The organism is Rhizobium sp. BR 314, assembly GCF_047445805.1.
GTDB lineage: Bacteria > Pseudomonadota > Alphaproteobacteria > Rhizobiales > Rhizobiaceae > Rhizobium > Rhizobium lusitanum_B.
In genome coordinates this window covers 35568-55866 of record NZ_JARWLA010000026.1, presented here as the reverse complement: position 1 = coordinate 55866, position 20299 = coordinate 35568, and the positions used below count along the sequence as shown (strand labels likewise).

Genomic DNA, 20299 nt, shown 5'->3' with positions numbered 1-20299 from the left:
GGAAGAAGGAATGCACATTGTTGACAGACGCCTGAACCCAGGCGGAAAAAGTCTAGAAAATCGTCAACGATTTTTGCGAAGAGCAAAAGCGCTGGTGCAGAGAGCGGTCTTTGAATCCTCTCAAAAACGCGACATTCAGGACATTCTGAAAGGTGGCGAAATCAGCATTCCACTGGATGGGACCGAGGAGCCTCGGTTCCATCGCGGCCCTGAGGGGCTGAAGGAGCATATTCTTCCCGGCAATAAGGACTTCCTCGAGGGGGACATTCTCCCGCGTCCCGAGGGCGGCGGCGGCAGGCCGCAGGCAGGCGGCGACGGTACCGGCGAGGATGCTTTCCGTTTTATCCTGACACGCGATGAATTCCTCGATCTCTTCCTCGACGATCTCGAACTGCCTGACCTTGCCAAGCGGCGGTTGATGTCGGCGGATCAGATCAACCCCGTGCGTTCCGGTTATTCCGTGACAGGGTCTCCCGCCAATCTTGCCATCAACCGCACCATGCGGCTGGCGATGATGCGGCGCGTCGCCCTGCATCGGCCGAAGCCGGAAACGGTCGCCAAGCTCATCGAGGAGGCGGAGGAGTGCAAGGACGAGACGCGTCGGGCGGAGCTTGAGGCAGAGATCAAGCTGCTCGAATCCAAGGTCCGGCGTATCCCCTACATCGATCCGATCGATATTCGCTATCGGCGGTTCGAGAATGAGCCGAAGCCGGTAGCGCAGGCAGTGATGTTCTGCCTCATGGACGTTTCCGGCTCTATGTCGGAGCATATGAAGGACCTCGCCAAGCGGTTCTATATGCTGCTCTATATCTTCCTCACCCGGCAATATCGTCGGGTGGAGATCGTGTTTATCCGACACACGGATGTTGCCGAGGAAGTGGACGAGGAGACCTTCTTCCGCAGCCCGGCGACCGGCGGCACGCAGGTTTCGAGTGCGCTCGAAGCCATGCGTCGGATCGTGCATGATCGCTTCCCGGCATCGGACTGGAACATCTATGCCGCCCAGGCATCGGATGGCGACAATGCCTATTCGGACAATGCCACCACGGCGGCGCTACTGACTGGCGAGATCCTGCCAGTCTGCCAATATTTCGCCTATCTGGAAGTGGGTGAATCGCGGGGTGTCGCGATTTCCTCGGGCTCGGCGATCTGGTCGCTCTATGAGCGGCTGCAGGTGGCCTGGCCGGTACTCTCGATGCGGCGCGTGAACGATCGCAGCCAGATCTATCCGGTCTTCCACGATCTCTTCCAGCGCCGGACTGCGGAAACAAGGAGCGGATAATGGCAAAGGCATCGATGGAACGGCTTTTCGAAGGTGCGGACTGGGATTTCACCACCATCCAGCGAATCCACGATGCCTGCCAGAAGATTGCCGTCGAGGAGCTAGGCCTCGACGTCTATCCCAACCAGATCGAGATCATCACCGCCGAGCAGATGCTCGACGTCTATTCCTCGATCGGCATGCCGCTATTTTACAAGCACTGGTCCTTCGGCAAGCATTTCGCTCATCACGAGGCCTTTTACCGCAAGGGGCTGCGCGGCCTTGCCTATGAGATCGTCATCAACAGCTCACCCTGCATTTCCTATCTGATGGAAGAGAACACGGCGACGATGCAGGCGCTGGTGATCGCCCATGCTGCCTTCGGCCATAACCATTTCTTCAAGAACAACTATCTCTTCAAGCTCTGGACGGATGCGGAAGGCATTCTCGACTACCTCAATTTCGCCAAGAGCTATATCGCACGCTGCGAGGAGCGATATGGCCACGCTGCCGTCGAGCGAACGCTGGATGCGGCGCACGCGCTGATGTCGCATGGCGTTCACCGCTATGCCGGCAAGAAGACGCCGGATCTGCGCGACGAGGAGAAGCGTGAGCGTGAACGGCGCGAATATGACGAGAAGATTTTCAATGACCTCTGGCGCACGCTTCCGGCGGGGTCGGGCAAGAAGGCACCTGATCTCGATCTGGAGCGCCGGCGCTCGCTGGCCGGTCTGCCGCAAGAGAACATCTTATATTTTCTCGAGAAAATGGCGCCGCGGCTGAAGCCCTGGCAGCGCGAGATCATTCGCATCGTGCGGCATGTCGCCCAATATTTCTACCCGCAGAGCCAGACCAAGGTGATGAACGAGGGCACAGCGACCTATGTGCACTATCGCATCATGACGCGGCTGCATGAGCTTGGCGGCATCAGCGACGGCGATTTCCTGGAATTCCTGAAATCGCATACCAACGTGGTTTTCCAGCCGACCTTCAACGACCAGCGCTATTCCGGCCTCAACCCCTATGCGATCGGCTTTGCCATGATGCAGGACATCGAGCGCATTGTGACACGGCCGAAGGATGAGGATCGTCAGTGGTTTCCGGAGATTGCCGGTACCGGCGACGCCATGGCGGTGCTGCGCGATCTCTGGGCCAACTATCGCGATGAGAGTTTCGTATCGCAATTTCTGAGCCCGCATCTGATGCGCAAGATGCGGATGTTCCAGCTAACCGACGATCCGGAAGAGGAAGAGGGGCTGAGGGTCGCCGCGATTCATGACGAGCGCGGTTATCGGCGCATCCGCCGAGAACTGGCGCGGCAGTACGATGTCGGCTGGATCGATCCGCATATCGAGATCGTTGACGTCGACCTAGCGGGCGACAGAAAGCTGCTGCTCAGGCACACCGTACTGAATGGGGCGCTGCTTGACGATATGGACGCCAAGCGCGTGTTGCAGCATCTGGCCGACCTCTGGAGCTACGATGTGCTGATGCAGGAGGTCGACCGCTCCGGCACGGTGCTTCGCGATCATCTGGTCCATCCCCGCACTTCCGCGCTTGCGGCGTAAATGCCCGCTATTTCAGAGTCTTCCGCCTTAAGACGGCTTTCTCGGCCGACGCTGGTGACCGCTCACCTGCACGCCATCCTCGGGCTGAAGTTTGAGGAAGCCGGGTATGCCGAGCAGAGGAATGATTGCCATCAGCAGAAATGCCGTATGGAACTTCTCCGGCGTCAGCGGCGATCCATCCAGCGTGACCAGATCGAGCAGCATGGCGGCGACGGAGATGCCGAAGCTGACACTTAGTTGCTGTAGTACACCGCCAAGGCTGGTGGCGCGGCTCAGCTGGGAGGCCGGGGTGTCGGAATAGGAGAGGGTGTTAGACGTCATGAATTGTCCGGCTCGTGCCAGGCCGAAGATAAAGACGTAGATGATGATGAACCAATGCGGCGTGTCCGGCGTGATCAGCGCGAAACCGGCAACGACGACGGCGCCGAATATGGCACTCCATGTCAACATGCGGTCGAAACCGTAGAGCTTCAGCAGCTTTGCCGAGACCGGCCGCACGGCAAGCGCACTCAGAGCGCTGACGAAGGTCAGGGTGCCTGAGACGATCGGGCTCAGACCGAAGCCGACCTGCAGCATCAGCGGCAGCAGGAAGGGAACGCCGTTCAGCCCGACGCGACAGATGCCGCCGGCAAGGGTGCCGATGCGGAAGGTGCGCAGCCTGAACAGTGTGAGATCAACGGCCGGCGCTTCCGCCGTCCGCGCATAGCGGATGAAGCCGACCAGCAGCAGGCCGGCGGCGGCGAGAGTGAGGATAATGGCCCAGACTGGAATAGTCGGGCGGCCGATATTCTCGATGCCGTATTGCAGCAGGACGCAGCCGAGGCCGACCATGACGAAGCCGGGGAAATCGAACCTGATGCTCTCGTCGCGCCCGGTGTCTTCGACATAACGCAGCGCCATGGCCATGCCGATCAGGCCGAAGGGCAGGTTCACCCAGAAGATCCATCGCCAGGAGAGATAAGTGGTCAGGAAGCCGCCCAGGACCGGCCCGATCACCGGTCCCATAACGGCGGGGAGAGTCATGTAGGTCATGGCCGTCACAAGCTGGCTGCGCGGAAAGCTGCGAATGAGAATGAGACGCCCTACCGGCGTCATCATCGCGCCACCAAAGCCCTGCAGCGCGCGCGTGGCGATCAGCATCGGCAGGCTGGTTGCCAACCCGCACAGGATCGAGCCGAGCGTGAAGATGAAAAGCGATAGGGCGAAGATGCGACGTGCGCCGAAACGGTCTGCGAACCAGCCACTGACCGGAATGAACATTGCCAGTGTCAGAATATAGGTCGTCACCGCCAGATTCATGCGCACCGGCGTCGTGCCGAGGCTCTTGGCGATATCCGGGACAGCGGTGATGAGAATAGTCGAATCGAGCTGCTCCATTAGGAAAGCCACCGCAACGACGGCTGGGATGATGTAGCGCAGACGGGGATTGCGTTCGACGGCGAAAGTCTGGCCTTGCGGATTGGGGTCTGTCGAATCCATGGAATGTAATGGCTTTCCATCGCCTGAGGGGGCAGGCGTTTCCTAATCATAGGATCATTATCCATGACGCGGTGCAACAAAAACCGAACCAGAAAGGCTCGCTGGGGAGTGTTCCGTGCCCCGGATCTAGTTGGTTTGGCCCGGAGAATGCAGCGTCCAGCGCGCCCTGTCGAAAACGATGGCCGTCCGGATCTGCTCCGGCAAGGTTCGTCGCAGCTCCAACTGAAGATTGAAGCTGTTGTTGCTCTGGAATTCCTTGAAGAAGCTGAGCTTGGCGCCGAAGGCCTGCAGCGTCACGTCCTGCAGCGAGCCGACCGCGTCCAGCGCCGTTTGAAAGTCCAGCCAGCGTGTTTCGTTCAGCAGCAGCACCACGGTGTCGACGAAGGTGCTGGCGATGGCCTTGCCGTCGGCATTGTCAGGCATGATGACCTTGATGCGAATGGTATCAAGGTCGCCGTTCGGTTTGCCGCGGGCAATGATGAAGAAGGACGCTGCCTTGGGATCACCGTAGGCGCCCTTCTGGACGGCGTAGCTGCATTCGGACGTGCCGCCCCCCAGCTCGCTCGACCGCCATTCGCCGACCGACAGGCCGAACGTCACCAGATCGGCGCAAAGCTTCTGCCCGGATATTCTCCAGCTGCGCACAAAGGCGCTCCGCAGTGCGTCGACGGGTTCATCGAACAGATGCGTGATCCTGGCGGGGGATGCCTTGCTGGCAGGGGATATCTTGGCGGCCGTCGGTTTCGCACGCGTCCTGGCGCCGCGAGCAAGACTGTCGGTCGGTGGGGCTGCGGCATTCCCGGCCGTCGTATTGGCGGTTGCCGCCGCGGTGGGCGGCCCTTTGCTTTCTACATTTTGCGGCGGTGCAGATGCCGGCTGCTGGTCCTGCGCCGGGAACAGGTTGAGGTGATAGCGGCGGTCCAGCGTTCTCAGGTTACGCATGTCATTGGCAAGCAATGCGGTCGCAAGAATGATCGAGCCGATGACAACAGCCGCAATCCAGAACACAGCCCAGCTTTTCTTGCGAGGTGGCGCCACCGACATGATTGAGATCTACAGCTACTCCCGAGGAAACCTACCTTGTTACAACGATCAAATGTTGCACAGCTTGTCCACGCCTACAGCATATGCGTTTATGAACGATTGATCATTCTAATGTTTCATTGTCAATTCATGATGTTGCCCAGAGCAAAACCAGGAAAAGTGCGCAGCAGTCTTGCGTCCGCAGCCGCGCCAAATAGAGGATGCAGCGGTTCGGAGGCTCTGTGAAGAGCAGAACCGTCTAAGCGAAGTGAGCCTTCAGCGCTTTCACTGTCGCTGCATCGGTGTGGCGAGCCCATGGTGTCGAGAATCCGAGATCAACCAGGCGCTCGTTGCTCTCCGTCACCGTGACGGCGCCGGAGGAGTGGATCTCACTGATTGGCAGTCGCGGCCACAGCTGGCCGATCGTCGCTAGCGAGACGCCGGCACCGGGCATGATGGAGATGCGGCCGGCCGCGAGGGTAATCGCCTGCTCCAGCACGACGACTCCTTCTGCTCCCGTCTTCGCACCGCCCGATGTGAGGATGCGCTCGAACCCGAGCGAGACGGCCATTTCGATCGCTTCTGCAACGTCCGGAACGAGATCGAATGCGCGATGCAATGTCTTACCGAGAGTGCCTGAATGCTCCACCAGCGCGGAGAGCGTGTCGAGGTCCAGCCGCCCATCGGGCAGCGAGGCGCCGAATACCACGCCCGGCAGGCCGGCGTCGCGGCATGCGTCGATATCGCGTTTCATGATGTCGAGTTCATCGGCCGAATAGATGAAGCTGCCGGCGCGGGGGCGGATCATGGCATAGGAGGGAACGGGCAGCTCTGCCGCCGCGGCGATCAGCCCGGCGCTCGGGGTGAGGCCTCCAATGGAGAGCGCGCTGCACAGCTCGATGCGATCTGCTCCGCCGGCAATGGCGGTCTTGAGGCCGGAAATATCGTCAACGCAGACCTCAAGCAGCATGGTCGTGTTCTCCGACATATTGCAGTCCCAGCAGGGCGGCGCCGATCAGTCCCGGTTCCAGCTTGCACTGGCTGGGAACCACGACCGGCCGGCCGAATTTGCGCAGGGTGCGATCGCGCACCGCCTCATCCAGCCGTGCTAGGAGCGGTTCGACGTTGGAAAGTCCCCCACCGACCGGAACGATGGTGGCGCCGGTTATATTGATCGTCAGGGCAAGCGGCGAGGCAACCAGATCGATCATGACGTCGATGGTGCGCTGCGCCTGCTGATCGCTCTTCAGCCAATGGCCGATGATCTCTTCGCTGGAGAGTTCGACGCCGTGCAGCGTCTTGTGCAGGCGCTCGATGCCCCGTGCGCCGCCGACGGTGTCGACACAGCCCTTCTGGCCGCAGCCACAGGGATAGGCCGGAATTGCGACGGGCGGATTGCCGGCAAAGGATGCAATAATGGGGCCGTGGCCCCATTCGCCCGCAAAGCCGCCGGCGGCATTGACGAGGCGACCATCGGCCACCAGCCCGCCGCCGACACCGGTGCCGAGGATGGCGCCGAAGATGATGCGATGGCCGCGGCCCGCACCCGACATGGCCTCGGCCATGGCGAAGCAATCGGCATCGTTGGCGATCAGCACCGTATAGCCCAGCTCCCTTTCCAGATCGGCGGCGAGGTGCCGGCCGTGGATGCAGGGTATGTTGGCGCAGGTCAGCGCTTGCGTATCGGGATCCACCACGCCGGCGATGGAGAAGGAGAGGCAGGCCGGCTTCTCTCCCGCTTCAGCGATCACGTGGCGCAGGGCTGCTACGAATTCCGCGAAATTATCCTTTGGGGTAGGCCGCCGCGTGAGCGGCAGGATGTCGGTCACGGAGCGGGCGATTCCGCCTTTGATGGCGCTACCGCCGATGTCGAACGAAACGATCATGAATACAGACCTGGAGGAAACATGCGGCACTTGCTCGCACCCTTTGCCGGTCTTTGCAAGGCTATTCCTTGCGGCCATCAACCGCGCGGCAGGGTGATCCTTGCTTCGAAGCCGTCCGATCTTCCCGTGGCGGGCGACAGGAGATCGACGCGGCCGCCGATCTGATTGACGATGCGCTCGACGATGGAAAGGCCGAGACCCGAGCCGGCGGCCTTTGTCTTTCCGCGCCAGAAGCGCTTTTTCAGGCCAGCAAGCTCCTCCTGCGAAAGCATGGCGCCGCCGTTAACCACGCGGACGGTATGGTCATCGACGCGAACGGTCACCTCGTCATCTACCGGTCCGTGAATCAAAGCGTTTTCGATCAGGTTACGTATGACAATGGCGAAGGCATCGATATCGATGTTGCGGATCAGTCTCTCTTTGGTGTCGTCTTCCAACAAAACGCGGCCGGCGGTGCCAGTGTCGCGATCGTAGTCGCCGATCAGGGTTTCGATGATGTCGACCAGGTCGATCGGTTTTTCACCGGTACCGATGCCCGCCTGGGCGCGGGAGAGCTGCAGCAGTTTTTCAGCCAGACGGCCGAGATTGGAGAGCGACGTTTCGATGCGGGCGGCGCGTTCGGCCTGTGGCCCGGGCGGCAGCTCGGCAAGCAGGCGCTGGGTCTGCGCCAGGGCGCCGGCAATCGGCGTGCGCAGCTCATGAGCGCTGTTGGCGGAGAATTCCCGCTCCGCTTCGAGGGCCAGCCGCAGGCGATCGAGCAGCAGATTGACGGAACGAGCGATCGGTTGAAGCTCGAGCGGTAGGGTTTCGCTGTCCAGTGGCATCATATTGCCGCCGTCCTTGGTGGCGATTTGCGATCGCAGGCGATCGATCGGGCGCAGTGAACGGCCGACGACGAGGCCAATGGCGATGATGCTGGCTGGGATAAGCGCCAGCAGCGGCCAGAGCAGGGCGACGCCGCTTTCGCGGGATGCCTCCCGCCGGTTCTTGAAGGCGTCGGCGACATGCAGGAAGATCGTGCCGTCGGCCGACGATTCCGTATAGATCCGGTATCGCGGCGTGTTGTGGAAGCCGATTTCCAGCGGCACTTCGTAGGCGGTAGGCGGGGCGTCGTGCGAGTGCAGGATCACCTTGCCGTCGGCGTCGAGCACCTGATAGGTGAGATATTCGCGATTCAGCCCCTTATTGAGCTGTTCGAGACTCTGAGGATCGGCCGAATGATCGCGATTGGCCAGATCGTCGAGCACCAAGGGGAGCAATCGCTCCGCGGTTTCCTGCAGCGCGCCGTCGAAGGTCTCGGAGAGTTCCTTGTTGACGACATAGACGCCGATGCCGACCGCGACCAGCCAGAAAAGCACGACGGTGCCGGTGAGCGCGGCGATCAGACGCCAGGTGATGCTCGCGCGGCTCGGCTCCTTGCGATCCGTCATCGATCACCCAGGCTGTAGCCCACGCCTCTGGCCGTCCGGATTCGATCCCTGCCGATCTTCTTTCTCAGTCGGCTGACATAGACTTCGACCGTGTTGCTCTCGATTTCGGAGCCGAAGGCATAGAGCGCCTCCTCGATCTTGTCTTTCGATACGATGGCGCCCGGTCGTGCGACGAGCAGATCCAGAACGGCCCATTCGCGGCCCGTCAGGATAATGTTCTTGCCCTCGAGCCGAACCAGCCGCTGCGGCTGATCGATCTCAAGGTCGGCAAAGCGAATAGTCGGCTGCGGGCTGCCCGTGTATCGGCGGGCCACCGCCAGAATGCGAGCGGTGAGCTCGCCGAGATTGAAGGGTTTTACGAGGTAATCGTCGGCGCCGCTGTTCAGCCCCTCGATACGATCCGAGATTTGATCGCGGGCGGTGAGGATGATGACCGGAGTCTCGTCGGGCTTGCGGCGCAGGCGCTTGAGAAACTCGATGCCGCTGCCGTCCGGAAGCTGCAGATCCAGCAACACCAGGCCATAGTTGACGGCGCTGGTCACTTCGTCGGCGTGGGCCAGGTTTTTTACCCAATCCACGGCATGGGTCCCTGCCGCGATATGATCGCGAACAGCGCTGCCGATCGTATCATCGTCTTCCACAAGAAGAATCCGCACCGCTATCCTCTCAACCGTTGACTGCGCGTCAGTTAATGCCGACGAACCTATCGGGTCAATAACGGCCAAAATAGGCCATGTGGAGATATGCGTTTCAAGGCGGCACGCCTTCGCGGAAAACGCGCCCGGCGCCTATGGACAGACAGGAACGCCGTGGTTACTTCTTTGCCTCCGGAACGAAGCGGCCAGGAGATTGCCGCAACAAGCCATTGGAGGTTGTTCGGTCATGCTGAAGGGAATTTCGCCGCTGTTGAATGCGGATGTGCTTTATGCGCTGAAATCGATGGGACATGGCGATATGCTCGTCGTGGTCGACACGAATTTTCCGGCCGAAGCGATTGCGAGCCAGACGGTCCTCGGTGAGCTGCTGCGCATCGACAATGTGCCGGCGGCTGACGCCGTTTCCGCCATTCTGTCGCTGATGCCTCTCGATACTTTCATCGATGACGCGGCGACGCGTATGGAAGTCGTTGGTGCGCCGGACGAGCTGCCGCAGGTGCAGCGCGAGGTGCAGGCGGTGATCGACAAGGCCGAAGGCAAGCACTGGCCGCTGTCGCCGGTCGAACGCTTCGCTTTCTACGAGCGTGCCAAGGATGCTTTTTGCATCATCCAGACCGGCGAGCGCCGTTTCTACGGCTGTTTCACCTTGACCAAGGGTGTCATCCCACCGGAAACTGAATAATCCGATCGTCGGACGGACGCGCTGTTTCGATAAAGGAATGCAATGGCGAAGAAGCTGGATTCCCAAGGGCGGCTCGATGATGCGGCGCGCGCCGGTTGGCTCTATTATGTCGCCGGGCGCACGCAGGACGAGATCGCGGCTGCAATGGGAATCTCTCGCCAGTCGGCGCAGCGGCTGGTGTCGCTGGCCGTTGCCGAGCGGCTAATCAAGGTTCGGCTGGATCATCCGATCGCTGCCTGCCTGGAATATGCTGCGGCGCTGAAACGGAAATTCGATCTCAAGCATGTCGAAGTTGTGCCGAGCGATCCCGACGGGGCATCCTCGACGGTCGGCATTGCCCAGGCGGGTGCCGCCGAAATCGAACGCTGGCTGAAGCGCAGCGATCCGATCGTGGTGGCGATCGGCACGGGCCGCACGCTGAAGGCCGCGGTCGACCAGCTGCCGGCGATCGAATGTCTGCAGCACCGCGTGGTGTCGCTGACCGGCAATATCGGTCCGGACGGTTCGGCTGCCTACTACAACGTCATCTTCAGCATGGCCGATGTCGTCAAGGCGCGGCATTTCCCGATGCCGCTGCCCGTGCTGGTGTCTTCGGCGGAAGAACGCGAACTGCTGCATGCGCAAGCACTGGTCCGCTCGACGCTCGATATCAGCGCCCAGGCTGACGTGACCTTTGTCGGTATCGGTGAAATGGGCATCGAAGCGCCGCTCTGTCTCGACGGCTTTCTCGAGAGAGACGAGATGCTTGCGTTGATGCAGCGCGGTGCTGCCGGCGAGATCTGCGGCTGGGTCTTCGATGGCGAGGGCAAGCTCATACCAGACGACGTCAACGAGCGCGTGGCAAGCGCGCCGATCCCGTCGCGCGATACGTCTTCCGTCATCGGAATCGCCAAAGGAAAACGCAAGTTCGAGGCGATCAAGGCAGCGGTCACCGGCCGCCAAATCAATGGTTTGATCACCGACGAGGCAGTTGCTGAGTTTTTGCTCAGGAATTGAGCAAAAAATTTAATCCATAAAAACAAAACGATAGGTTGCTTGCTCGGCAATGCAGCAACGAATTCGCATTGACATTTTGTCGCAATGAGTGAGTAATTGCTCACGAGCAAAGCGAATGCTCATTTTAGTCTTCTGGGAGGAAGATATGAAATTGAAAACTTTACTGCTGAGCGCCTGCTCGGCGCTGGTGTTTGCCGGCTTGGCGTCCGCTGAAACCCTGACGATTGCGACAGTCAACAACGGCGACATGGTTCGTATGCAGAAGCTTACGGACGACTTCAAAGCCAAGAACCCCGGTATAGATCTGCAATGGGTTACGCTTGAAGAAAACGTATTGCGCCAGAAGGTTACGACCGACATCGCTACCAAGGCCGGCCAGTACGACGTACTGACTATCGGCACCTACGAAGTGCCGATCTGGAGCAAACTCGGCTGGCTCGCATCGCTCGACAAGCTTTCCGCCGACAAGGACTACGACGTGAATGACCTTCTCCCGGCCATTCGCAGCGGTCTAACCACTGACGGCAAGCTCTACGCGGCACCGTTCTACGGCGAAAGCTCGATGGTGATGTACCGCAAGGACCTGTTCGACAAGGCCGGCCTGAAGATGCCGGATGCGCCGACCTGGGACTTCGTTGCCGATGCGGCCCGCAAGATCACCGACAAGGACCATGAAGTCTACGGCATCTGCCTTCGCGGCAAGGCAGGCTGGGGCGAGAACATGGCGTTCCTGACGGCGATGTCGAACTCGTTCGGCGCTCGCTGGTTCGATGATAAATGGAAGGCACAGTTCGATCAGCCGGAATGGAAGGCGACGCTCGACTTCTATGTCAAGTTGATGAAGGACGCAGGCCCTCCGGGTGCTTCCTCCAACGGCTTCAACGAAAACCTGGCTCTGTTCCAGTCCGGCAAGTGCGGAATGTGGATCGACGCAACGGTTGCTGCTTCTTTCGTCTCCGATCCGAAGGAATCCAAGGTTGCCGACAAGGTTGGCTTCGCTCTGGCTCCGGACAAGGGCCTCGGTAAGCGTGGCAACTGGCTCTGGGCATGGAACCTCGCTATCCCCGCTTCGTCGAAGAAGACGGAAGCCGCAGAGAAGTTCATCTCCTGGGCAACCGGCAAGGACTACACCAACCTCGTCGCTCAGAAGGAAGGCTGGCTGAACGCACCTCCCGGCACCCGCACTTCGCTCTACGCGAATGCGGACTACCAGAAGGCAGCGCCCTTCGCCAAGATGACGCTCGACTCGATCAACTCGGCTGATCCGACGCACCCGACCGTGAAGCCTGTTCCCTATGTCGGCGTCCAGTTCGTTGCTATCCCCGAATTCCAGGGTATCGGCACGGCTGTTGGCCAGCAGTTCTCGGCCGCTCTTGCCGGTCAGATCTCGGTCGATCAGGCTCTGAAGGCTGCACAGCAGCTGACGGAACGCGAAATGAAGAAGGCCGGTTACCCGAAGTAAGGGCCTTTGAAACTACGGAGAGCGGCACACCTCTCGAGTGCTGCTTTCCCCTAGGCCGCCGAGCGCCCGAATTGCCCTTGGCGGCCCTTTTCGTTTCAGCCGGTCCGCGGCCAACTCCTCCTGTTCAAAGATAGGTCGGTACTTGCCATGGCAACGTTGCACACCCGTTCTACTGCCCGCGTCATGATGGCGCCTTCGGTTCTGCTCCTCTTTGCGTGGATGATCGTCCCTCTCGTGATGACGATCTATTTCTCGACGCTGAACTACAATTTGCTGAACCCCGGCACACATGATTTTCTCGGGTTTCTCAACTACGAATACTTCGTCACCGATCCCGCCTTCATCAGCTCTTTGTTCGTGACGTTGCTGCTCGTCGGCGGTGCATTGCTGATCACCGTCATCGGCGGCATTGCGCTGGCGCTCCTTCTTGATCAGCCGATCTTCGGCCAGGGCATCGTGCGGATGCTGGTGCTTGCGCCCTTCTTCGTGATGCCGACGGTCGCTGCCCTAATCTGGAAGCATATGTTCATGAACCCGGTGAACGGGCTTCTGGCACATCTCTTCCGGCTCTTCGGGCTCGATCCGCTGACCTGGCTGGAGACGGTCCCGCTCCTGTCGATCATCATCATTGTCGCCTGGCAATGGCTGCCTTTCGCCACCCTCATCCTGCTGACGGCCCTGCAGTCGCTCGACGAGGAACAGAAGGAAGCGGCTGAGATGGACGGCGCCGGGCCGGTTTCGAAGTTCATCTATATCATCCTGCCGCATCTGGCCCGCGCCATTACCGTCGTGATCCTGATCGAGACGATCTTCCTGCTCTCAGCCTTCGCCGAAATCCTCGTTACCACCAATGGCGGTCCGGGCACGGCGACGACGAACCTGACTTATCTCGTCTATTCGCAGATCGTTCTGTCGCAGGACGTCGGCGGTGCATCGGCAGGCGGCATCATCGCTGTCATCCTCGCCAATATCGTCGCGATCTTCCTGATGCGCGCAGTCGGCAAGAATTTGGAGGCTTGAGATGGCACGCAAAATCACCACGCAACGCAAGATCGTCGTATCGATCGCCGCCTGGATCGTGGCAATCCTCATCTTCTTCCCGATCCTGTGGACGATCCTGACGAGCTTCAAGACGGAAGGCGATGCCATCGCCTCGCCGCCGCAGTTCCTCTTCTTCCACTGGACGCTGCAGAATTATTTCGAGGTGCAGTCGCGCTCGGATTATTTCCTCCATTTCGGCAACTCGGTCATCATCGCCTTCGGTTCCACGATCCTTGGTCTGCTCGTTGCTGTGCCGGCCGCCTGGGCCATGGCCTTTTCGCCGACCAAGCGCACGAAGGATGTCTTGATGTGGATGCTGTCCACCAAGATGATGCCGCCGGTCGGCGCCTTCATTCCGATCTATCTGCTGTTTCAGGGTTTCGGCCTTTTGAACAATCAGTTCGCCAGCCGTGTCGGCATGGTCGTCGTGCTGATGCTCATCAACCTGCCGATTATCGTCTGGATGCTCTATACCTACTTCAAGGAAATCCCCGGTGAGATCCTCGAAGCGGCCCGAATGGACGGCGCGACGCTTGCCAAGGAGATCATCTATGTCCTGACGCCGATGGCGATCCCCGGCCTTGCCTCGACGATGTTGCTCAACATCATCCTCGCCTGGAACGAGGCGTTCTGGACGCTCAACCTGTCGGCGGTCGACGCCGCACCGCTGAGTACCTTCATCGCCTCCTATTCCAGCCCGGAGGGTCTGTTCTATGCCAAGCTTTCGGCGGCATCGACCATGGCGATCGCTCCGATCCTGATCCTCGGCTGGTTCAGCCAGAAACAACTCGTTCGCGGCCTGACCTTCGGCGCGGTTAAATAAGGAAGACAAGCATGGGTAGCATTGTTCTCAGACAAGTTTCCAAGGTCTTCGGCGAAGCCAAGGTCATCCCTTCCATCGACCTCGAGATCGACAATGGCGAGTTCGTGGTGTTCGTCGGCCCGTCAGGCTGTGGCAAGTCCACGCTGCTGCGCCTGATCGCCGGCCTCGAAGACGTCTCCGGCGGCCAGATCATGATCGACGGCAAGGACGGCACCAATCTAAAGCCGTCCGACCGCGGTCTCGCCATGGTGTTCCAGTCCTACGCGCTCTATCCGCATATGAGCGTTCGCAAGAACATCGCCTTTCCGCTGAAGATGGCGAACCTGCCGCAGGCGGAGATCGACAAGAAGGTGGCGGACGCCGCGCGCGTCCTGAATCTCACGGATTATCTGGAGCGCAAGCCGCGCCAGCTTTCCGGCGGCCAGCGCCAGCGCGTTGCCATCGGCCGCGCCATCGTGCGCCAGCCGGCGGCCTTCCTCTTCGATGAGCCCTTGTCGAACCTGGATGCGGCACTGCGCGTCAACATGCGCCTCGAGATCAGCGAGCTGCACCAGCAGCTGAAGACGACGATGATCTATGTGACGCACGATCAGGTCGAAGCCATGACCATGGCCGACAAGATCGTCGTGCTCAATCGCGGCAATATCGAGCAGGTCGGCTCGCCGCTGGAACTCTATCGCAGCCCGCGCAATCTCTTCGTCGCGGGCTTCATCGGCTCGCCGAAGATGAACTTCGTCAAGGGTGCCTTAGCTCAGACGCTCGGCGCCGACACGATCGGCGTGCGGCCGGAGCATGTGCTGCTGTCGACCACCTCCGGCGACTGGCAGGGCAAGGTGCTGGTTGCAGAACATCTCGGCTCCGACACCTTCCTGCACATCGACGTCGACGGGATCGGCACGGTGACGGCGCGTGGTTCAGGCGACTTCCCGGCCCGGGCCGGTGATACCGTCTATCTGACGCCAGACAAGGCGCATATTCACCGGTTCAACGCCGAAGGGCTTTCGATCTGAGGCAGATCCAAGGCCGTGCGCGATCAAGGCGCGCGGCCGGTGCATTTCTCCCGTTTCGCATTCATACATCTCCGCGAGCGGGCAAGCATACCAGCCGGCGCGACCTTCCCAAGCCGCCCGGAGCCAGAGACCTTTCAGAAGGACTAGAGACATGACGTGCAAATTAGCGCTCGCAACTCTCCAGCAGGCGGCTGCAAAGGCGGCCATTCCTACTTACGATCCGAAGTCGCTTTCAGCTGGTATCGTGCATTTCGGTGTCGGTAATTTCCATCGTGCCCATCAGGCCGTTTATCTCGACGATCTCTTCAATGCCGGCGAGGCGCATGACTGGGCGATCATTGGCGCCGGCGTGTTGCCTTCGGACGCGGCGATGCGTGAAAAGCTCGCCGCGCAGGACTTTCTGACCACCGTCGTCGAACAGGACAACAATCGTACGGCTGCGCGTGTGACAGCGCCGATGATCGATATCCTGCCGGTCGGCGACGCCAAGGCCATTATCGTCAAGCTCGCCGATCCGACGATCCGTATCGTCTCGATGACGATCACCGAGGGCGGCTACTTCATCGACGCCTCGGGCAAGTTCAATCCAGCTCATCCGGCGATCGTTGCGGACGGGCAGAACCCGGACGCGCCGAAGACCGTGTTCGGCCTGATCGTCGCCGGCCTCAAGGCGCGGCGCGCCGCCGGCCTGCAGCCCTTCACGGTCATGTCCTGCGACAACATTCCCCACAATGGCGGTGTCACCAAAGCTGCCGTCGTTGGCACGGCCCGGCTTTCCGACCCGGCCTTTGCGGATTGGATTGCCGCAAATGTTGCTTTCCCGAATGGCATGGTCGACCGCATCACACCGGCAACGGGTGCACGCGAGATCGATCTTTTGAAGCAAGCCTTCGATATCGAAGATAATTGGCCCGTCTATTGCGAAGAATTCAAGCAGTGGGTGCTGGAAGACAATTTCCCGGCGGGACGCCCGGCGCTTGAAAAGGTCGGCGTGACTTTCGTGCCCGACGTAACGCCCTATGAGCACATGAAGATCCGCATTCTCAACGGCGGCCACGCGGCGATCGCCTATCCGGCAGCGCTGATGGATATCCATTTCGTGCATGAGGCCATGGAGGAGCCGCTGATCCGCGCCTTCCTTGCCAAACTCGAAAACGATGAGATCATCCCCGTCATCCCGCCGGTGCCGAACACCGCGCTTGCCGATTACTTCAAGCTGATCGAACGGCGCTTCGCCAATCCGAAGATCGCCGACACCATCCCGCGCCTGGCGCAGGACGGCTCGAACCGCCAACCGAAATTCATTCTGCCGTCCACGGCCGATCGTCTCCGCCGCGGTGAGGATATTGTCGGCCTCGCGCTCGTCTCCGCACTCTGGTGCCGCTATTTCGCCGGCAAGAGCGACAGCGGCAAGGACATCGTCTTTAACGACGCCAGCGCCGATCGGCTGCATGAGGCGGCGCTCAAGGCGAAGGACGATCCGAACGCCTTTCTTGTCTTCGACGATATTTTTGGCGACGTCGCCAAGTCCGATCTCTTCCGCAAGCGCTTCGCGCATGCACTGAAAACGCTGTGGGAAAAGGGTACCCGCGTCACCCTGCAGCTATACTTGGATAACAAACTCGCGGAATAATTTTCAAACGGTCGGAATTCTCCTGTTCCGGCCGTTTTCCATTATTACGCCTGTGTATCGTATGGGCGAGACGGCAACAGAATTCAGGTTGGACCTACGATGACCGATGCGGAGAAGGGGCTCGTAATCTTCGATTGCGACGGCGTACTTGTGGACAGCGAACCGCTGTCAGTCAGTGTGCTCATCCAGGCGATGCACGATATCGGCGTGGATATGACCGAAGAGGATGTCTACAGCCGCTTCCTCGGCAAGAGCCTGGCGACGCTCGTCGACACGATGCAGACGGAGTTTGATGTCTTCATCGATCAGGCCTTTCTGGATGGGGTGCGCAATAATCTCTATGAGCGCTTCAAGCATGAATTGAAGCCGACGGACGGCATTGCCGCGACGCTGGACGCACTGCCGCTTCCACGCTGCGTCGCGTCCTCAAGTCAGCTGGAGCGCATCCGTCTTTCGCTTGGCGTCACCGGCCTTCTGGACAGGCTGGAGCCGAATATTTTCAGCGCCAGCATGGTTAAGCGCGGCAAGCCGGCGCCGGATCTGTTCCTCTATGCCGCCGAAAAAATGGGTGTGCCGCCGAAAGATTGCATCGTCGTGGAAGACAGCCCGGCCGGCATCACGGCGGCTCGGGCGGCTGGCATGACGGTTTTCGCCTTCACCGGCGGTTCCCATGCACATTCGCCGAGCTATCGGGCGGAGCTGGAACAGCTTTCGCCGGAAGTCGTGTTTGACGCGATGCCGGAATTGTTACAACTTGTCCGCAACACGAGATAAGTGGTCGGGACCTCTTTTGCATGCGTGATCACGTGGTTGCGGTCGATATCGGCACAGGCAGCGCGCGCGCCGGTGTCTTCACGGCGAGCGGCTCACTGCTGGCAAAAAGCGAACATCCGATCCTGATGCATCGCCCGCGTGAGAACCACGCCGAGCATGATTCCGAAGATATATGGGCCGCCGTTTGCACCGCCGTTCGCAGTGCGGTGAAGACTGCGGGCGTCGATACCTCCGTCATCGGCGCGATCGGTTTCGATGCCACCTGCTCGCTGGTCGTGCGTGACAAGGAAGGGAGGCAGTTGACGGTTTCCACCGGCGGAGAGAGCCGGTTCGATACCATCGTCTGGCTCGATCATCGGGCGCTTGCCGAGGCTGATTACTGTACGGCGACCAAGCATGCGGTTCTCGAATATTCCGGCGAGTTCATGTCGCCGGAAATGGAAATGCCGAAGCTGATGTGGCTGAAGGAGAACCTGCCGGAAAGCTGGGCCGAGGCGGGCTATTTCTTCGATCTTGCCGATTTCATGACATGGAAGGCGACCGGCTCTGTTGCTCGATCGCGCTCGACGCTGGTGGCGAAATGGAACTATCTCGCGCACCGAGAGCAGGGCTGGCAGGCCGATTTTCTCAACGTGATAGGCCTTGGCGATCTGCGCGAGCGCGGCAGCCTGCCTGAAGAGAGCGTCGCCGTCGGCAAAAGCATCGGAACGCTGACGGCTGAAGCAGCAGCAGCGCTTGGCCTCGACCCCGCCTGTCATGTCGGCGCCGGCATGATCGATGCCTATGCCGGCGCGCTTGGCGCGCTTGCCGGCCATGCCGGTGATGTCGCCGCGCTGGAGCATCAGCTGGCGCTGATCGCAGGAACATCGAGCTGCGTCGTTTCCTTTGCGTGCGAACGCAAGCGCAGCACCGGCATGTGGGGACCTTACTATGAAGCCGTCTTCCCGGGCATGTGGCTTGCCGAAGCCGGACAGTCGGCCACGGGTGCGCTCCTCGACCATATCGTCAGCATGCATGCGGCCGGCGGCCCGCCGACGGCGGTGCTGCACGACAGTATCGTCCGGCGCATTGCGGAACTCAGGCTTGTCGAGGGTGATGCTCTTGGCGGGCGCATCCATGTGCTGCCCGATTTTCACGGCAACCGCTCGCCGCTCGCCGATCCGCACGCTCTGGGCGTTATCAGCGGCATGACGCTGGACTCCTCCTTCGATGGTCTCTGCCGGCTCTATTGGCGCACCAGTGTCGGTATTGCGCTCGGCATCCGCCACATCCTGGAGCGGATGCGGGACTATGGCTACGTGCTCGATACGCTGCATGTTGCCGGCGGCCACGTGAAGAATTCTGTGCTGATGGAGCTTTATTCCGATGTGACCGGCTGCAAGGTCGTGATGCCGAAGATGAACGAGACGGTGCTTCTCGGCACGGCGATTGCCGCTTCCGTCGCCTGCGGCATCCACGAAAACCTGGGTGTTGCTGGGGCTGCGATGTATCCCGGTGGTCTTGAACGGCTGCCGGATGCGGGCAGGAAGGCGCTCTACGATCGTGATTATCGGCGCTTTCTGGCCATGTATCGGCATCGTGCCGAACTGGACGCCATGGAATAGGCGTTTGCCTTGTCGCAGCTAGCGCAGCGGTGCGGGAGCGAACATCGCCTGCAGTTCTTCGATCCGGCGAGTCCTGTTCTTGGCTGCCTCGCCGGCGGCCTGCGTGACGGCCAATGAGATCAGCTCGAGCAATGCCATCATCCCCGAAAGGCTATCGTTGCTGTTGGCGCGTTGCGGTGGCAAAGACAGCGTGATGTTGGCGAATTCATGCGCCCATTCGGTAAACTGACCGGTTGCCAGCAGAACCTTGTGTCCGGCGCGGCGGGCCGTGCGCGCCAGCAACCGGGAGGCGACGAAGCGCGGTGAATCGATGATGATGGTGAGGTTGTTTTCCGATTGTGCGCCAAACATCTGTATATAGCTGCCATTGGCGCCATCGAGGAAGAGGACGTGATCGCGCGCGAGCGTCAGCCGGTCGCAGAAGTGATGCCCGAGCCCTGCAAGGCCGGGATGGGCGGTGATGAACACGTTGGCGGAAGACAGGATAGTCGAGACCGCTTCGTGCCATTGCGGTTGATTGGCGAGATTGTAGATATGCTGCAGTATCTCGACCTGTTCGACGATCTGTGCCGCCAAAGGGCGGCTCTCGCCGGCGTCCTTCTGAAGCCGTTCGAGGATATTAGGCAATTGCAACCCAACCGGAGGTGCATTTTCCTTCAGGTGCACCTTGATGCCGTCCAGGCCATGATAGCCGAGGGAGCGCAGGAAGCGTCCCACCGTCATGGGGCTCAACTCCAACCTGTCGGCGACGGAGGAGGCGGTTTCGAACGGCAGTTCGTTCAGATGTTCTGAGAAATACTTTGCAATACGCCGCTCGGCCGGCGTGCCAACCTTAATATATTCTCTGAGTTTCTGGCCAAGGTCTTCCAAATTTGCGCCCCCCTGACGGTCCTTCTGATGTTCGAGTGCACCAATTGGTGGAACAATCGGGTACACAAAACTCACAAGGCCGCCGTTGTTGTTTTGGTTGT

The 20299-nt window shown here is 60.3% G+C and carries 18 protein-coding genes; 11 read left to right on the top strand and 7 right to left on the bottom strand.

The window, feature by feature from the left end; genetic code table 11:
• Nucleotides 1–10 precede the first annotated feature (10 nt).
• Both QD461_RS25800 and QD461_RS25795 read left to right on the top strand, forming a co-directional pair.
• Nucleotides 11–1282, top strand: coding sequence for a YeaH/YhbH family protein (locus QD461_RS25800; protein WP_184702294.1), 1272 nt, complete (start codon nucleotides 11–13; stop codon nucleotides 1280–1282).
• Nucleotides 1282–2829 (top strand): SpoVR family protein, encoded by a 1548-nt coding sequence (locus tag QD461_RS25795; protein WP_414090195.1) that lies wholly within the window; start codon nucleotides 1282–1284, stop codon nucleotides 2827–2829. The genes QD461_RS25800 and QD461_RS25795 overlap by 1 nt, the downstream gene beginning before the upstream one ends.
• A 27-nt stretch (nucleotides 2830–2856) precedes the next feature.
• On the opposite strand, the gene QD461_RS25790 is transcribed toward QD461_RS25795, so the two are convergent.
• The 6 genes from QD461_RS25790 to QD461_RS25765 all read right to left on the bottom strand — a co-directional run bounded on the left by QD461_RS25790 (nucleotide 2857) and on the right by QD461_RS25765 (nucleotide 9303).
• The gene (locus QD461_RS25790) at nucleotides 2857–4308 is read right to left on the bottom strand and encodes a DHA2 family efflux MFS transporter permease subunit (protein WP_414090194.1); all 1452 of its coding nucleotides are present in this window, start codon (nucleotides 4306–4308) and stop codon (nucleotides 2857–2859) included.
• Nucleotides 4309–4434: 126 nt separating this feature from the next.
• Nucleotides 4435–5352 (bottom strand): DUF6030 family protein, encoded by a 918-nt coding sequence (locus tag QD461_RS25785; protein ID WP_414090193.1) that lies wholly within the window; start codon nucleotides 5350–5352, stop codon nucleotides 4435–4437.
• 238 nt (nucleotides 5353–5590) lie between these two features.
• The gene (locus QD461_RS25780; protein ID WP_414090239.1) at nucleotides 5591–6301 is read right to left on the bottom strand and encodes a copper homeostasis protein CutC; all 711 of its coding nucleotides are present in this window, start codon (nucleotides 6299–6301) and stop codon (nucleotides 5591–5593) included.
• Nucleotides 6291–7217: an ROK family protein gene (locus tag QD461_RS25775; protein ID WP_414090192.1), complete on the bottom strand. Its 927-nt coding sequence runs from the start codon at nucleotides 7215–7217 to the stop codon at nucleotides 6291–6293. Before QD461_RS25775 ends, QD461_RS25780 begins: the two co-directional genes overlap by 11 nt.
• 77 nt (nucleotides 7218–7294) lie before the next feature.
• On the bottom strand, nucleotides 7295–8647 hold the full coding sequence (locus QD461_RS25770; protein ID WP_414090191.1) for an ATP-binding protein: 1353 nt from the start codon (nucleotides 8645–8647) through the stop codon (nucleotides 7295–7297).
• Nucleotides 8644–9303, bottom strand: a complete 660-nt coding sequence (locus tag QD461_RS25765) for a response regulator transcription factor (RefSeq protein ID WP_414090190.1) — start codon at nucleotides 9301–9303, stop codon at nucleotides 8644–8646. Before QD461_RS25765 ends, QD461_RS25770 begins: the two co-directional genes overlap by 4 nt.
• 226 nt (nucleotides 9304–9529) lie before the next feature.
• On the opposite strand from QD461_RS25765, the gene QD461_RS25760 reads away from it, so the two are divergent.
• From QD461_RS25760 to QD461_RS25720, 9 genes are all read left to right on the top strand, one after another.
• Nucleotides 9530–9985, top strand: a complete 456-nt coding sequence (locus tag QD461_RS25760; RefSeq protein WP_184702308.1) for an RbsD/FucU family protein — start codon at nucleotides 9530–9532, stop codon at nucleotides 9983–9985.
• Nucleotides 9986–10027: 42 nt separating this feature from the next.
• A complete protein-coding gene (locus QD461_RS25755; RefSeq protein WP_184702310.1) occupies nucleotides 10028–10981 on the top strand; it encodes a sugar-binding transcriptional regulator in 954 nt (317 codons plus the stop codon).
• 145 nt (nucleotides 10982–11126) lie between these two features.
• Nucleotides 11127–12443, top strand: coding sequence for an ABC transporter substrate-binding protein (locus QD461_RS25750; protein ID WP_414090189.1), 1317 nt, complete (start codon nucleotides 11127–11129; stop codon nucleotides 12441–12443).
• A gap of 147 nt (nucleotides 12444–12590) precedes the next feature.
• Nucleotides 12591–13463 carry a carbohydrate ABC transporter permease gene (locus tag QD461_RS25745; protein ID WP_414090188.1) on the top strand — a complete coding sequence of 291 codons (873 nt, stop codon included), beginning with the start codon at nucleotides 12591–12593 and terminating at the stop codon, nucleotides 13461–13463.
• A 1-nt stretch (nucleotide 13464) separates the two neighbouring features.
• A complete protein-coding gene (locus QD461_RS25740) occupies nucleotides 13465–14307 on the top strand; it encodes a carbohydrate ABC transporter permease (RefSeq protein ID WP_184702316.1) in 843 nt (280 codons plus the stop codon).
• Nucleotides 14308–14318: 11 nt separating this feature from the next.
• Complete coding sequence (locus QD461_RS25735) at nucleotides 14319–15317, top strand: ABC transporter ATP-binding protein (RefSeq protein WP_414090187.1); 999 nt, start codon at nucleotides 14319–14321, stop codon at nucleotides 15315–15317.
• Nucleotides 15318–15468: 151 nt separating this feature from the next.
• Entirely contained in the window at nucleotides 15469–16950 is a 1482-nt protein-coding gene (locus QD461_RS25730) for a mannitol dehydrogenase family protein (RefSeq protein WP_414090186.1), read from the top strand.
• A gap of 99 nt (nucleotides 16951–17049) precedes the next feature.
• Nucleotides 17050–17724 carry an HAD family hydrolase gene (locus tag QD461_RS25725; protein ID WP_184702322.1) on the top strand — a complete coding sequence of 225 codons (675 nt, stop codon included), beginning with the start codon at nucleotides 17050–17052 and terminating at the stop codon, nucleotides 17722–17724.
• A gap of 20 nt (nucleotides 17725–17744) precedes the next feature.
• Entirely contained in the window at nucleotides 17745–19328 is a 1584-nt protein-coding gene (locus QD461_RS25720) for an FGGY-family carbohydrate kinase (RefSeq protein WP_414090185.1), read from the top strand.
• An 18-nt stretch (nucleotides 19329–19346) separates the two neighbouring features.
• Here the strand turns inward: QD461_RS25720 and QD461_RS25715 are convergent, their stop codons facing one another.
• Nucleotides 19347–20198 (bottom strand): MurR/RpiR family transcriptional regulator, encoded by an 852-nt coding sequence (locus QD461_RS25715; RefSeq protein WP_414090238.1) that lies wholly within the window; start codon nucleotides 20196–20198, stop codon nucleotides 19347–19349.
• Nucleotides 20199–20299 lie beyond the last annotated feature (101 nt).